Source organism: uncultured Methanobrevibacter sp. (assembly GCF_902801725.1).
In the GTDB taxonomy this organism is placed as follows: Archaea; Methanobacteriota; Methanobacteria; order Methanobacteriales; family Methanobacteriaceae; genus Methanocatella.
Genome location: NZ_CADCJB010000032.1, coordinates 30,272 through 45,913, shown reverse-complemented (window position 1 = coordinate 45,913; position 15,642 = coordinate 30,272). Strand labels below are relative to the sequence as shown.

The window sequence follows — 15,642 nt, the reverse complement described above, 5'->3', positions numbered from 1 at the left end:
TTTGTAATTGATTGAAAATAATTTATATGATTTGGAATAAATTATTAGATGATGAAAACTCTTGAAAAAACATTGAAGTCTGTAAGTGAAAATCCGAAATATATATTCCGATTAACGATTCAGGGTGTATTGGTTGGTATATTTGCCGGTTTGATGGTTTGTCTCTATCGTTTTTTACTTGCAGGTTCTGAAAATGTTTTAAGAAGTTATCTAAAAATAATACATGGAAATGTCTTATACATTATCTTATTTTTCATAGCCCTTGCGATAATGGGTCTTTTAATTGACCGTTTAACAAAATGGGAAGTTGATTCGTCTGGAAGCGGAATACCTCAGATATATGCGGAGGTAAAAGGACATATGGAGGCCAATTGGGCGAAGGTACTGTTTTCAAAAATTGTAGCAGGTGTCCTAACTGCTTTGGGAGGACTGTCTCTGGGTCCTGAAGGTCCTTCAGTTCAGATTGGTGGTATGGCAGGTAAGGGTATTGCCAAAATATTCAAAGGGTCAAAGACAGATGAATTAAGGCTGATTCTTGTCGGTTCTGCAGTTGGTATTACAGCAGCATTCAATGCTCCTCTGGCAGGAGTAATCTTTGTTTTTGAGGAAATAAATCATGGATTTGACAAGACATTAGTATTCATTGCACTTGTATCTGCAATAGTGTCTGATTTTATCTCAAAAGTAATTTTTGGCCAATCAACAATTTTAAATTTCCCTGTTTTAAACATTCCTTTGGAATCATATTGGATTTTAATCGCTTTGGGCTTTCTGATTGGTCTTTTGGGTTATGTATATAATATTGGGATGATAAAATCAAGCGATTTAGTAAGTAATCTTAAAATTCCTTCATGGCTTAAATTCGTATTGGTTTTCATGGTTTCTGGAATTGTAGCATTAATGATTCCTGAAATCAGTGATGGGGGCCATTTCATGATGGACATGTTGGATTTAACCATTCCTTCACTGGGAGTATTGGTGATGTTGCTTGTTTTAAAGTATCTCTTTTCAATGTTCTCATTTTCATCCGGTGCACCAGGGGGCATATTTTTGCCTATTTTGGTATTGGGTGCATATATTGGAGCTATATTCGGGTCCGTGGTTGTTCCGGCATTCGGATGGCAGCATGATTTGATATATAAATTTATCATAATCTCCATGGCAGGATTTTTCGCATCTACTGTAAGGTCTCCGATTACAGGCATTGTTCTTCTTGCAGAGATGTCAGGATCCACGGAATCTCTTGTCGCAATGATTATTGTTTCACTGATAGCTTATGTGGTTCCGACCCTGCTTGGAAACGAGCCAATTTATGAATCATTATATGATAGACTGTTGTTTAAAAAGAACAGGGAATATGTTAAGAAACCTTCAAAGCATGTTCTTTCAGAGTATGTGGTGCCTTTGGACTGTAATTATATTAATTTTAAAATCAAGGATGTTCCTTTCCCAAAAAATGCTATAGTGGTGTCAGTAATAAGAAATGGCAAGTACATAATTCCAACTGAGGATTTCCAAATCAATTATTCAGACCAGATACAGATTTTGGCTGACAGTAATGATTATCCATTTATTCGAGAGGAAATTGAAGAGTTGTTCGGTGATTAGATGAGTTTAATTTTTAAAAGAAAAAGCATACGCAAATACAAAGACAAGAAAATTCCTGATGATGTAATTGAAAACTTGCTTAAGGCGGGCATGCAGGCTCCATCGGCATGCAATGCTCAGCCATGGGAGTTCATTGTCGTAAGCAGCGATGAGGACAAGCGGGCAATTTCAAAGATGCATAAATTCGCAACCCCTGCGGCCAAGGCATCACATCTGATAATTACTCTTGGAAATCTCAACGAATCCAAAGTGCATGGAATGATTGAACAGGATTTGGGAGCATGCAATGAAAATATCCTGCTTCAGGCGACTTATGAAGGATTGGGTGCGGTATGGCTAGGATTCCATCCGATTGAAGATAGGGTTTTAAAGCTAAAGGAATACCTGAACATTCCTGATTATTGCATTCCGTTTTCAGTAATCTGTGTCGGATATCCTGATAGTGAAAGTGAAGTCAAGCTTCGCTATGATGAAAGCAAGGTTCATTTCGACAGATTTTGATAATAAGACTTATTTTTGATGCAATTTTAAAACAGAATATTTTTAAAGCAGTTTTCACTGTTTGATTTAGATGAGGAAAAACATGGATCCCATGATATCTAAAAAGGAAGTAAAAAGCATAATGACCAAATCCAATCTTCCGGTAGGTGATTTTTCAGTAAATCCATATTTGGGATGTCTTCATGCATGCAAATATTGCTATGCCTCCTTCATGAAAAGGTTTTCAAAACACGATGAGCCTTGGGGAGAGTTCCTGGATGTCAAATGCTGGCCGGAAATCAGGAATCCTCAAAAGTATGACGGTAAGAGTCTGGTTATAAGTTCGGTTACAGACCCCTACCAGCCGATGGAGGAGGAATTTGAAAGAACAAAAACATTGCTTAAGCAATTAAGTGGTGCTGATGTTAAGCTGAGTATATTAACAAAATCAGATTTAATTTTAAGGGATTTGGACTTATTGAAGACTTTCCCCGATGTCAGAGTTTCATTCTCGATAAATACTTTGGATGAGGAATTCAAAAAGGATATGGATGATGCGGTAAGCATTAAAAGACGTTTGAAAGCTATGAAAACATTATATGATAATGGTATTAGAACAACATGCTTCATTTCTCCAATTTTTCCGGAAATTACTGATGTCCCATCCATTATCAATCAAACAAAGGACTATTGTAATTTAATTTGGCTTGAAAATTTAAATTTGAGGGGAAATTACAAGGCAGTTATTCTTAATTACATTAAAGAAACTTTTCCTGATTTGGCTCCGTTGTACCATGAAATTTACATTAAAAAAGATAGAAGCTATTGGGAATACTTAAATGAGGATTTGAAGCACTTTTGTGAGGATATTGGATTATTATATGTTAGGGATGATGATTCCATTAAAAGACCTTTTGATGAGCCTCCAATAGTTGTAAATTACTTCTACCATGAGGAGATAACAAAAAGCGCCAAGAAAAAGAGATGCAGAAAATAATCATTTGTTCCGTTGCGAATAAAAATGTAAACATTTAAGTATATGGTATTATAATTATTAGTATATAATGAATGAATCCTGATGCCTGCTTTACGGTTAGGCTAAAATTTCAGATTCATGGAGTTTATGGATTAAGGTCTCCATAATGTGGGATTGCATTCAGTTTGATAGATAAAAATGATATATGCAAGGGTGATTTTTTGAAAAAAGGTGATGTGATAATTGTTGGAATGGTTGTAGTTGCCTTTGTTGTCCTATTTGCAGTATTTATGATGGGTCCTGCTCAAGGTTTGAAGGATTCTCATATTAACATTGTATCTGCCGATACATTAAAAAACGGAGATCATTTAAAAGTTAATCTTAGTGATGCAGGTGGAAATCCATTGGTTAATCAAACGGTAAAAATAAACATGTTGGATGGTCAGGGTAATAGGCAATCCTTGTCTGCTGTTACTGATTCTGTGGGTATTGCAGAAACAATCATCAAAACTAATGATACTGGAAGGATTTCAGTAAATGCCTCATTTGGAGGAGATGACAAGCATAACTCTAATTCAACACTTAAGATAATTGAAATTATTCAAGGAAGTTCCAATAATGCAACTAACAGTTCGTCTGCTCAGGTAAACAATAGCTCCTCAAGCTATTCAGACTATAGTCAGGATTACAGCAGTTCTTCAGATGATTATAATAGTTACTCTAATGGTTACAGTAGCTATTCTAATGGTTACAGCAGTTATTCTAATGATTATAGTGACTATTCTAATGGTTACAGCAGTTATAGTAGTGATAATGATTATTATAGCTATGATAGCGGTTCAGGGTCTTATTCAGATTATTCTGGTTATGGCTCTTCAAGCGAAGTGTATTAAATACTTCCATCTTTTTTTATTTTTTCTTTTTCGAATTCATTTAGACAGTTTTAAATAATAATAGCAATAAACCTTTAATTAATAACTTAATTATTTAAGTTAATATTTTATATGAGGTTAAACTATGGTAAGTGTAAACGTAGAAGCTAAAAAAACCGTAGATGTAATGATTGAAAAAGCAGATGAATTAAACATCGCTGTAGAAACTTTAGCCAATGGCGCTACTGTCATTGACTGTGGTGTAAATGTTGATGGAAGTTTCAAGGCAGGAGAACTTTATACTAAAGTTTGTCTTGGCGGACTTGCAGATGTTGGAATTTCAATTCCTGGAGATTTGTCTGAAAAATTCGCTCTTCCTTCAGTTAAAATTAAAACCGACTCACCTTCTATTTCAACCTTAGGTTCACAAAAAGCTGGTTGGTCTGTTTCTGTAGGAGATTTCTTTGCATTAGGTTCTGGTCCTGCTAGAGCAATAGCTTTAAAACCAGCAGAAACCTATGAAGAAATCGGATATGATGATAAAGGTGCTGATTTAGCAATCTTAACTTTAGAAGCAGATGTATTGCCTGGTGATGATGTAGCTCAATACATTGCTGATGAATGTGATGTTGATGTTAAAAATGTCTACTTGCTTGTAGCTCCTACTTCTTCTTTAGTCGGATCTATTCAAATTTCCGGTAGGGTTGTTGAAAACGGAACTTACAAAATGTTGGAATTCATTAAATTCGATGTAACCAAAGTAAAACACGCTGCAGGTATTGCACCAATTGCACCTGTTGACCCAGATGGACTTAAAGCTATGGGTAAAACCAACGATGCAGTATTATTCGGTGGAAGAACCTATTACTATGTAGAATCTGAAGAAGGCGATGATATTGCTAATGTAGCAGCTCAATTACCATCTTCTGCTGCTGATGGATATGGTAAGCCGTTCTTTGATGTATTTAAAGAAGCAGGATTTGATTTCTACCAAATTGATAAAGGAATGTTTGCTCCTGCAGAAGTAGTAATCAACGATTTAACTACTGGTAAAATTTACAAAGAAGGATTTGTTAATGCAGACTTGCTTAAAAAATCCTTTGGTGTTGATGAATAGATTTAATTCTATTCTATTCTTTCTTTTTTTTAAAAAATTTTCACATAATATTTAAATATCCTCTAAAACAAAATAAATATTAACACTAAAATATAGTGTTTGTTTAAAATAAATTGCTATAAGGTGAAAATATGGGTTTAGGTGATGTTTTATCAAATTCAATTTCTTATCCGTTTTCTGATTTATCAAAATTTTTCATAATAGGTCTTCTTTATCTTATTTCTGATATGGATGGAATTTTGGGCGGATTATATGGGTCCGGGTCATCCATGGAAATCATTGGAATAATAATTGCTATAGTATTTTCAATTATTCTGTATGGTTATTCAATTGAAGTAATTAAAGAAGGTATTAACAACTCAAATTATATTCCAGATTTAGATTTTACAAACAATTTTGTAAATGGTATAAAATTAATAATTGTAGAACTTGTTTACTTCCTTATTCCTATTATTATAACTCTTGTTCTCTTATTCATGTTTGGTGCAATTGGAGCAGGACTGGATAAAATGGCAGGATCTTTAGGAATTTGGGCGGTTTTCGCAGTAGTTATATTTATCATATTTGGAATATTTGGAATAGTTGCTCAAGCAAGATTTGCTGCATCCGGCAGTATCGGTGATGCATTAAGCATTGGTGAAGTATTTGGGGATGTAAAAAGAATTGGAATATTGAAAATTGTATTATATTTAATTATTGTATTAATTCTTTTAATCGTTTTAAGTTTAATTTTATCCGTTGTAACAGTAATTCCATACATTGGTATCATAATAGTCGATATCCTTCTTGGCGGATTCATTATGTTATTCGTCAATTATGGTGTAGGTTTATTATATGCAGAATAGATAACATTTCTATTCTCTTTTTTTATTTTTTTCAATAGTTTAGTTATTTTATTATTTTCATTAGTATGAATCGACTCAATTTTAAAAATTTTTTCAATAAATTTTTAAATGATAATTGATATATATTTTATCATTCTATATAGAATAAATAATTCAATTATTTTATAATGGAGATGTATAAAATGGCAGATTTAAAAGGTTCAAAAACTGAAGCAAACTTACAAGCAGCTTTTGCTGGTGAGTCCCAAGCACATACTAAATACCAATACTTTGCTGCAAAAGCAAAAGAAGAAGGCTATGTTCAAATCCACGATATTTTCATGGAAACTTCCAAAAACGAAAGAGAACATGCAAAAATCTGGTATAAATTGTTACATGATGAAGAAATTCCTGACACAATTGAAAACTTAAATGCAGCGGCTGATGGTGAAAACGAAGAATGGACTGCAATGTACAAAGAATTTGCTGAAACCGCTCGTGAAGAAGGATTTGCTAAAATCGCATTCTTATTCGAAAAAGTGGGAGAAATCGAAAAAGAACACGAAGGAAGATACAGAACTTTACTTGCTAACGTCGAAGCAGAAACTGTATTCAAAAAAGAAGAAGAAATTGAATGGAAATGTGAAAACTGTGGATTCATTTTCAAAGGTCCTCAAGCACCTGAAATGTGCCCAGTTTGCGGATATCCAAAAGCACACTTTGAAGAAAGAGCTCAAAATTATAAATAATTTTACTCTTTTCACTTTTTTTATTTTTAAGTTACTTAATTATCACCAAATATTTATATACTCTTTTGAAACAAATTTAATTTTGAGGTAGATAACATGGCAGATTTAAAAGGAACAAAAACTGAAGAAAACTTAAGAGCAGCACTGGCTGGTGAATCCCAGGCACGTGTTAAATATGAATTTTATGCATCCCAAGCTAAAAAGGACGGATATGTGGAAATCAAGGAAATTTTCCAGGAATCATCCGACAATGAAAAGGAACATGCCAAAATTTGGTTCAAACTGTTGAACGGTGGAGGCGTACCTGATACTGAAACCAATCTTGCTGATGCAGCTGCAGGCGAACATGAAGAATGGACTTCAATGTACAAAGAATTTGCTGAAACCGCTCGTGAAGAAGGTTTTGATGATATTGCAGATTTATTCGATGCCGCAGGTGCTACTGAAAAGGCACATGAAGACAGATACAATGCATTGTCTGATAAGATCAAAGCAGGCAAAGTATTTTCAAAAGATGAGGAAATTGCATGGAAATGCAATAACTGCGGATACATCCATTATGGAAAGGACGCTCCTGAAGTTTGCCCATTATGTGATCACCCGCAAGCACACTTCAGAAAACAGGATACCAGCTATATCTAAATCCTCTTTTCTTTTTTCTTTTTTTTTCAATATTCACCAAAACTTGTATATACAAAAAGATTTTAATCTAAAATCATGTGTACTGCAAGTAATTATATCACAGACAATTGTTATTTTGGACGTAACTTCGATTATGAGATATCATACAATGAAAAGGTTACTATTGTTCCAAGAAACTACGAGTTCAAATTTAAAAAGATAGACTCCATCAAGTCTCATTATGCAATTATTGGTATTGCCGCCGGCGTTGATGAATATCCTCTTTATTATGATGCATGCAATGAAATGGGATTGGCCATTGCCGGTTTGAACTTCCCTGATAATGCGGTATATAATGACTTTAACGGTGAAATGATAAACATTACTCCATTTGAGTTAATCCCATATATACTCAGCTGTGCAGATAGTGTAGTTTCTGCAAAAAAGTTGCTTCAGGAAATCAACCTTGTAAATATTGACTTTTCAAAGCAGCTTCCATTATCTCCGCTTCACTGGATGCTTTCCGACAGTTCCGGTGATTCAATCGTCGTTGAACCATTTGAAAATGAATTGAGAATATATGATAATCCTGTGGGTGTTTTGACAAATAATCCACCATTCGACAGGCAGATGTTTAATCTGAATAACTACAGGCATCTGTCAAACAGGGCACATGAAAACACTTTTCTTGAAAATGTTGACCTTGATGAGTACAGCAGGGGAATGGGCGCAATGGGTCTGCCCGGTGATTTATCGTCAATGTCCCGTTTCGTAAAGGTAGCGTTCACCCGTGAAAATTCATATTCTGATGCCTGTGAGGAAGCTAGCGTAGGTCAGTTTTTCCATATTCTACAATCCGTGGAACAGCAAAACGGTGCCACATTCATCAGGGAGCCTGATTTCTATGAATATACAATATATTCCTCCTGCTACAATACAAATGATGGAATCCTGTATTACAGGACATATGGCAATTCTCAAATAAATGCAGTCAGTTTAAAAAATGAAGATTTGGACTCTAACGAACTGATTGACTATAAGCTGATTGATACTGAAAGTATCAACCATATCAACTAGCAATGAACAATATGTGATAAGTCTTGTCACATCAGGTGGCAATAGAATCAAAATATAAAGATAGGGGATTTTCACTCCTACATAATTTTTTTCTTTGAAACTGTTTTTTTGCTTTTTTTTCATGAAAATAGCCTTTTTAATACTCTATCTTTTTATATTATAAGTGCTATAAATTACAGTAATCTATACATTTTAACATTTTTTATGTTGTTAAATTGTATAAATGGAGGAAATAACTTGAGGAAAGTTAAATTATTAGTATTGTTTTCAATATTGTTTTTATTGATGATAATTCCTATGTCATTTGCAGAGGATAACGAGACTCTGCTTGCAGCTGATTATTCAAATCAGACAGTTTCCGTCAGTCAGGGCGATGTGCTGACTTCAGACATATATTTTGATTCAAATATTGAAAGTGATTCAGGCGACGGTTCACAATACAATCCATATAAGTATTTAAAAAGCGTTCGCATTAAGGAAGGCTCAACAATCCATCTTGCCGATGGTGAATATTCATTGGACAAATATGTTTCACTTGAAAATTTGAATGTTGTAGGAAACAATCCCAAAAAGACAGTAATTTCCTATTCAGGTAAGGGATTTGATTCATCCGGCAGTTTAACTCTTAAGAATGTAACTCTTCTTGGGTGTTCAATATCCAATAAGGGAAGTCTGAATATTGAAAATACAATATTCAAAAATATTGAATATGGTGACTCAATTCATTCTTCAACCAAAGTGTCTGCTGTTGATTTGAATAACTGTACTTTTTCAGGTAATTATGCTCCTACAGATGGTGTAATTTCTGTGTCTGATGGTAATCTGACAATAAAAAACAGTCAATTTATCAATAATCATGCAATTAGGGGAGGAGCAATCAATATTAACGGTGGAAATTTAGCAATCGAAAACACTATATTCAATTCGAATTATGCGACAATCTGCGGAGGATCTGTTTATGCAAAGGGCAATGCAAAAGTTACTATAAGCAGGTCTCAATTTTTGAACGGATATGCAGTTGGTGATGGTGGAGGAGCTATTTATCTATTGGATTCCAATATGGATTCTGATTATATGGAAATTGTTAATTGTACTTCAACATTTGGTGGTGCAATTGTTTCTTTAAGCTCAAAATTAAAATTGAACAGTTTTACTGGAAAAAACAATAAGGCGGAATATGACGGTGGTTCCATTTATGTAATGTACAGGTCTTTTTCAATTGTCAATTCATATTTGACCAATAACCTGGCAAATGATGGAGGAGCCTTACACGTTAATAATGTGGAAGATTTCGTCATAAAATCCAACACATTTGTTAATAATGTTGCTTTGAATTCTGCCGGTGCAGTTTATTCAGTTGGAAGCGACTGCTACTATGATTCAATTATGAATAAGGGTTTGAACAATACATTCATCAACAACGAGGCTTTGGTCAACAAAGATGTTTTTGAATCCAAAGTGCCTGATGTGTTTATTGGAAATGGAAATTATACATTAGTCAAGTACAATTCTTCCGGCAGCGGAAATCTGCCTTCATATTTCAACCTTAAGGATTTGGGCTATGTAACTCCAGTAAAGAATCAGGGAAATGGAGGAAACTGCTGGGCATTTTCAACTTTGGGAGCTCTTGAATCATGTATTTTAAAGGCAACCGGCATTTCTTATGATTTATCTGAAGAAAACATGAAGAATCTGATGGCCTTTTATTCTGATTATGGATGGCCATTGGAAACAAATACGGGAGGATATGATAAGATGGGAATAGGATATCTTACATCATGGCTTGGTCCTGTAAATGAAAGCGATGACCCGTATGATGCAAAATCATTGCTGTCTCCTGTATTGAAAAGTTATTTCCATATCCAGAATATTGCATATCTAACAAGGTCAGATTGCACTGACAATGACAAAATCAAAAGGGCTTTAATGGATTATGGTGCTGTTCAAACCAGCATTTATTGGTCCAGCAATTATGCCAAAGGAAAGAGCTATTATTATGATGGAAGCAATAGTCCAAACCATGCAGTTATCATAGTCGGTTGGGACGAGACATATTCCAAGGATAATTTCAAAAACAAGCCTGAAGGTGATGGGGCATGGATTATAAGAAACAGTTGGGGAACTTCCTCTGGAGACAAGGGATATTATTATGTTTCATACTATGATAGTAAATGCGCCCCTATCAATAAGTCTGCATCAATATTTACATTCATTTTAAATGACACTATCAAATATGATAAGAACTATCAATATGATATTCCTGGCTGCACAGATTACTTTATTAACTCCACATCTGTGGTATGGTATAAGAACAGGTTCACTGCAACAGGTGCGGAATATCTTTCTGCGGCTTCAACATTTTTCTCAAAGGACACCACATGGGAACTGTCCGTTTATGTCAACAATGTTTTGAAGCTCACTAAGAAAGGAACTGCATCTCCAGGATATAAGACTATTGATTTGGGTCAGTTAATTCCGCTCAAAAAGGGTGATCTCTTTGACATTGTATTTAAGATAAATGTCGATAAGGAAGCGTCAGTGCCTATTTCAGAAGCAGTATCTCTCAATACTGAATTTTACTCTAAAGGCATTTCATTCATCAGCTATGACGGCAAAAAATGGGCCGACCTTTATGACCTTGAATGGACATATCCTGATCATACATACAATTCCCAGGTGGCATGCATTAAGGCGTTTACAGTATTGAATGAAATCAATACTCAGGTGGTCATGACCCTTTCAAGAATTGATGATAAAAACTCCAACCTTGTTGCAACAGTTTTCGATGAATATGGCAATATATTCAAGGGTCAGGGAAATGTTGTTTTCACTATAGGTGGTGTTGACAAAACAGTAGACATCACAAATGGCGTTGCCAACTATGGAAAAGTTGTGATTGGAGATGGAATAAACAAGTTTAGCGCAAAATTCACTCCAAAACAGACTGGATACAAGTCATCCGGAAGTGAAATTGCTGTAAGCAATAAACTAATCAACTCAATAATATCCTTAAAATTCTCCTCTTCAAGGTATAATCCTCTTGTTATAGATGCTTATGTCAAGGACCAATACGGCAAGTCAGTAGTAAGCGGTGTTGTCACTTTCAATATAGATGGCGTCGATTATAAGGTAAACGTTGTCAATGGTGCTGCCAGCATGAGTCATGTCTTTAAAACTTTTGGATTGAAGACTATTTCAGCAAGATACGATGATTTATACTGTTACAATTCATCACAAACTGTCCAATCAGTTTCAATGGATATTATCGGAACTTCAATTTCTTTAAATATGGATTATCCTCACAATCCTGCGGTAATAACAGCTTCAATTACTGATAGTAATGGAAACAAGGTTAATAAAGGAGCTGTTATATTCAATGTTGAAGGTATTGACCATAAGGTCAATGTTGCCAATGGAAAAGCAAGCCTAACCCATATTTTCAACCGCTTCGGATTCATGAAAATCGAAGCCACATACTTTGACGATTCATACCTGTATAATTCATCCCACTTCATGGGTTATTTTGAGGTTTCATTGATTAAAACAGCTTTGGAATTGAATATTCCATCAACCGATGTCAAAAATCCTGTTGACCTTATTTGTACAGTCAAGGATTCATATGGTAAAATTGTCAATATGGGCACTGTCACTTTTAAATTGAAAGATGAAAATAAAGTGGTAAATGTGGTTGACGGTAAGGCAGAATTGAATTATACATTTAAAAATACTGGAATAAATGTTGTTACAATCAGCTATAATGATGGATATTATTACGATACATCTTCCAAGGTTGTTTCTCTGAATGTTTCAAAAACAAATGTGGAATTGTCCTTGAAATTTGAGGAAAATGGCGGTTCATATAAAATCATTGTGGAAATATCAAAGCCGATATCTGACTATGTGCGTATTTATGTGGATGGCAAGCCATATATGGTCAAATCCACCATGGGAAAGGCAATTTTGGATGTTGGCAGTCTGGCATGTGGAAATCATAAGATAAAGGCAGAAATGAGCAGCTATATTTACAGTTCTGATGTTGTTGAACGTGATTTGTTCGTTGAGTTCAAGCAAACTGTAATCACCTGTGCCAACTTTTTCTATTTCAATGAAAAGATTTCATGTCCTATAACTCTGAAGGATGAATCCGGCAATGCGGTTAATGGCGCAAAGCTAACAGTAAAAATCAACCAGAAGACATACACTGTCACTACTGATGCTTCAGGTGTTGCGTGGGTGGAGTTGAATCTTGCTGTTGGAGACTATACTATTGAGATTTCATTCGGTGGAAACGAAAGATATTTCAAATCCAATTTGACCGATAAGTTTACTGTAAAATCCACAGTAACATTGCCTGAACAATTCAAATATGCATATAATTCAATTTACAAAGCTACACTTTTGGATGCAAAAGGCAATCCTTTGAAAAATAAGGAAGTGACACTCAACATTGATGGAAAGACCTATAATGTCTTAAGCGATGATAATGGAGTGATTTCCTATAATATAAAAATGAATAAGGGAAATTATGTTGTTTCACTTACCAATCCAGTTACCACTGAAGCAAAGACACAGTCAATAAATGTTGTTTCCCGTTTGGTTGGCAAAGGAATAACAATGTATTATGGATCCGGAAAATATTATAAGGTCAGGGCTTATGATGATGGAGGAAATGTTGCAAAAGGAGTTCGGGTAACCATCAAATTCAATGGCAGAACATATTACAGAAATACTGACTCCAATGGATATGCATCTTTAAAGATATCTGCAAGAGCTAAAACTTACATAGCTTATGCATCATATAATGGATGCACTATTAAGAACAAGATAGTTGTCAAGCCTAGGCTCATTACCAAAAATGTTGCGGTAAAAAGGTCAAAGACTTTTACATTCACTGCCAAACTGCTTAGCACTAGCGGCAAGATAATGAAGAATAAGGTAATAACCATCAAATTCAAATCCAAGACTTATAAGGCAAGGACCAACTACAAGGGAATAGCTGCCGTAAAATTAAAATCTGGTGCAAAAATAGGTAAGTTTACTGTACTTACAAGTTATGGTAGTCTGAAGAATTCAAATAAAATAACTGTTAAAAAATAAGGTTAAAAAAACCTTATTTATTTGATTTTATTAAATTTCGAGCTGCTTTTAAATCGGTATTGTAGATATGGCCTGATGTTGAGTGGTAGTGTACGCCGCCAAAGTTTATCTTTGTACCTAGAAGTTCCTTGTTTACCTCTTCTTTCATTTTCAATCCGAGGTATGCAATGAAGAACATGTTTGAGTAGAATGCTCCGAAGATATCGTTGCTTCTGAATATGCAGTGGATTGTTAGTTCATTATCACGAACGATGCATTGCAGGAATTGCAGGCATGGTATGTCTTCCCTGTCGGCATCAATTTCTGGATCGATTGTAACTGCCACTGCTCTGTTAGAACCTGTTGCTGTCAAAATCCTTTGTTTCATTGTGTTGAATTGGTCGATATCAAAATGGGCGTAGATACGATTTGGGTATGTGTATACGAATCCCTGATCGTCAGGATTTTCTGCAGATTTTACATATTCGTATAGTGCATCGCTTTTTATTGGATTGGCTTCCATGTCGAATTTTCCGTTTTTTATGTCGGAAAGCAACATTTCAGGGGTGTAGTGTTGGTATTTTGCCCTGAATTTTAAATTGAACGGATCATCTATTATGTAAAAATTTCCCAAACTTTCAAGTAAATGGTGATTTGAGTCTTTGTAAGTTTCTTTTCCTTCTTTTAGAATTTTGTCAACAAATTCCAGATAACATTCATTAATTGTTAGCATTCAAAACAGCTCCTTTAATTTATAATATTTTTGTTTTGTAAGGTATATAATATTTATTTTTGTTTTAAAATTAATTTTTGACAAACGTATAGTCGAAATCCACTTCATCTTCTTTAAGTCACAGAGGAAATTGCTAAAGAAGATTGCAGTTCATATGAACCGTAAATCTTCACTTTTTTCTTTTTCATATAGGTTACCTAATTCAATAATATTGGAGTTTACAGTAACATCCATTATTTTAATAATTGTCATTAAAATTATTGAAGTTATTCATTAATTATTAATTTTAGTTATGCATTATTATGATTATTTGCATGGCAAATGCCAACCATTTTTTCATTTGATTTTCATGAAACGATATTGGATATCATTCCAAAAAGCTCCTTGGTTTTTGCTGTTGCATCATTCTCAACGATGTTTTCGGGAATTTCATATACTAATGTGGGATATCCTGCCTGTGCAATCGGTTTTGAAACGAGCACTGCTGAAGTTGACTTGTAGCTTTCATTTCCGGTTACAGGATAGTAGTTGAAATCGCTGTTTTTTTCTATTTTTTCCGCCATTTCAACAGATGCATTGTCCATCTCGGGAGTTGCAACATAAAATCCTTCACCATAATCGGCATTATGGGAGTGGCTGATGATTACTGCATCGGCATCAGAGGTGGTCACGTCTGGATTGACATAATCATGCACCAAACTCTCTCCGTTTGCCCTTCCAACCTCGTAATCGTCGGGGCTGTCGGTTACTGTTACCTTGTAGTGGATAATCTTTACATCATTGTTTCCAAATTCTCTTGCAGCTTCGATTTCTGGTTCTATGGATAGCTTTTCCCTTGGGTGGATTCCGGTAATTAGGGCAATTGTTGTGTTCGCACTTTCATTTCCTGAAATTCCTTTCTCAACGGTTCCGATGCTGGTATTTCCAAGTGTGGTATATGTGATGGTGTTGTGGTTAAATGTAAATCCATATATTGCGAATCCTCCAATGACTAAAAGAAGAGCTATGAAAATTATTATTTTAGTGTTTTTTTGCAAATTATTCACCTTTGTTTGATATTAGTTAATCCATCTAAAAATAGTTTTTGAATAAGACTAGCTGGGCTAGTCCTATTCATCAAGGGAGTTAATTCACAAACGAATATAGTTGTTTTGAGTTTCTACATGACATTTTTTTGTAAAGATCTGAGGATGAATCTTTACATTCTTGTATTTGTTTTCATTGCATATATCTTTTTTCTTATTTTTAAGGTCAATTTTTACTTTTTTTAGTTATTTTCGTGATTAAATCAATTAATTGATAATATTATGTTGTTTTAAACTAAATTTTTCGAAATTAAAGCAAATTTACTATCATCAAAATCATATTGTAAATGTTGAATATTTACCTATATTTTTTCAAAATATCTCATTTAAATTAAAAAATAAAGAATATAAGTATAAAAAATTGTATATTTTAAGATAGCTTTAAATATCTTGTTAAAGATAATTATACATACTTAAATTGTTT

12 protein-coding genes are annotated in these 15,642 nt (G+C 34.3%); 10 read left to right on the top strand and 2 right to left on the bottom strand.

The window, feature by feature from the left end:
* The first annotated feature begins 48 nt into the window (after positions 1 to 48).
* The 10 genes from QZV68_RS07750 (at position 49) to QZV68_RS07705 (ending at position 13,421) form a co-directional block, all read left to right on the top strand.
* Entirely contained in the window at positions 49 to 1,608 is a 1,560-nt protein-coding gene (locus QZV68_RS07750; protein WP_296880201.1) for a ClC family H(+)/Cl(-) exchange transporter, read from the top strand.
* Positions 1,609 to 2,109 (top strand): nitroreductase family protein, encoded by a 501-nt coding sequence (locus QZV68_RS07745; RefSeq protein ID WP_296880199.1) that lies wholly within the window; start codon positions 1,609 to 1,611, stop codon positions 2,107 to 2,109.
* A gap of 82 nt (positions 2,110 to 2,191) precedes the next feature.
* A complete protein-coding gene (locus tag QZV68_RS07740) occupies positions 2,192 to 3,085 on the top strand; it encodes a radical SAM mobile pair protein B (RefSeq protein ID WP_296880197.1) in 894 nt (297 codons plus the stop codon).
* A 200-nt stretch (positions 3,086 to 3,285) separates the two neighbouring features.
* The gene (locus tag QZV68_RS07735) at positions 3,286 to 3,957 is read left to right on the top strand and encodes an Ig-like domain-containing protein (RefSeq protein WP_296880196.1); all 672 of its coding nucleotides are present in this window, start codon (positions 3,286 to 3,288) and stop codon (positions 3,955 to 3,957) included.
* A gap of 124 nt (positions 3,958 to 4,081) precedes the next feature.
* Complete coding sequence (mch, locus tag QZV68_RS07730) at positions 4,082 to 5,053, top strand: methenyltetrahydromethanopterin cyclohydrolase (RefSeq protein WP_296880194.1); 972 nt, start codon at positions 4,082 to 4,084, stop codon at positions 5,051 to 5,053.
* Positions 5,054 to 5,184: 131 nt separating this feature from the next.
* Complete coding sequence (locus QZV68_RS07725; protein WP_296880192.1) at positions 5,185 to 5,898, top strand: DUF4013 domain-containing protein; 714 nt, start codon at positions 5,185 to 5,187, stop codon at positions 5,896 to 5,898.
* Between the two features lie 182 nt (positions 5,899 to 6,080).
* A complete protein-coding gene (gene rbr, locus QZV68_RS07720; RefSeq protein WP_296880191.1) occupies positions 6,081 to 6,626 on the top strand; it encodes a rubrerythrin in 546 nt (181 codons plus the stop codon).
* A gap of 96 nt (positions 6,627 to 6,722) precedes the next feature.
* Positions 6,723 to 7,268 carry a rubrerythrin gene (gene rbr / locus QZV68_RS07715; protein WP_296880189.1) on the top strand — a complete coding sequence of 182 codons (546 nt, stop codon included), beginning with the start codon at positions 6,723 to 6,725 and terminating at the stop codon, positions 7,266 to 7,268.
* 75 nt (positions 7,269 to 7,343) lie between these two features.
* The gene (gene bsh, locus QZV68_RS07710; protein ID WP_296880187.1) at positions 7,344 to 8,324 is read left to right on the top strand and encodes a choloylglycine hydrolase; all 981 of its coding nucleotides are present in this window, start codon (positions 7,344 to 7,346) and stop codon (positions 8,322 to 8,324) included.
* A gap of 237 nt (positions 8,325 to 8,561) precedes the next feature.
* Positions 8,562 to 13,421 carry a C1 family peptidase gene (locus tag QZV68_RS07705; protein WP_296880184.1) on the top strand — a complete coding sequence of 1,620 codons (4,860 nt, stop codon included), beginning with the start codon at positions 8,562 to 8,564 and terminating at the stop codon, positions 13,419 to 13,421.
* A 13-nt stretch (positions 13,422 to 13,434) separates the two neighbouring features.
* Here QZV68_RS07705 and QZV68_RS07700 read toward each other — a convergent pair whose 3' ends face one another.
* Both QZV68_RS07700 and QZV68_RS07695 read right to left on the bottom strand, forming a co-directional pair.
* A complete protein-coding gene (locus QZV68_RS07700) occupies positions 13,435 to 14,133 on the bottom strand; it encodes a thymidylate synthase (RefSeq protein ID WP_296880182.1) in 699 nt (232 codons plus the stop codon).
* 347 nt (positions 14,134 to 14,480) lie between these two features.
* Positions 14,481 to 15,170 (bottom strand): hypothetical protein, encoded by a 690-nt coding sequence (locus QZV68_RS07695; protein WP_296880180.1) that lies wholly within the window; start codon positions 15,168 to 15,170, stop codon positions 14,481 to 14,483.
* Positions 15,171 to 15,642 lie beyond the last annotated feature (472 nt).

Coding starts and splice junctions, on each gene's coding strand:
- QZV68_RS07745 (WP_296880199.1), top strand. CDS start 1,609: ATGAGTTTAATTTTTAAAAGAAAAAGCATACGCAAATACAAAGACAAG.
- rbr (WP_296880189.1), top strand. CDS start 6,723: ATGGCAGATTTAAAAGGAACAAAAACTGAAGAAAACTTAAGAGCAGCA.
- rbr (WP_296880191.1), top strand. CDS start 6,081: ATGGCAGATTTAAAAGGTTCAAAAACTGAAGCAAACTTACAAGCAGCT.
- QZV68_RS07700 (WP_296880182.1), bottom strand. CDS start 14,133: ATGCTAACAATTAATGAATGTTATCTGGAATTTGTTGACAAAATTCTA.
- QZV68_RS07750 (WP_296880201.1), top strand. CDS start 49: ATGATGAAAACTCTTGAAAAAACATTGAAGTCTGTAAGTGAAAATCCG.
- QZV68_RS07740 (WP_296880197.1), top strand. CDS start 2,192: ATGGATCCCATGATATCTAAAAAGGAAGTAAAAAGCATAATGACCAAA.
- QZV68_RS07725 (WP_296880192.1), top strand. CDS start 5,185: ATGGGTTTAGGTGATGTTTTATCAAATTCAATTTCTTATCCGTTTTCT.
- bsh (WP_296880187.1), top strand. CDS start 7,344: ATGTGTACTGCAAGTAATTATATCACAGACAATTGTTATTTTGGACGT.
- mch (WP_296880194.1), top strand. CDS start 4,082: ATGGTAAGTGTAAACGTAGAAGCTAAAAAAACCGTAGATGTAATGATT.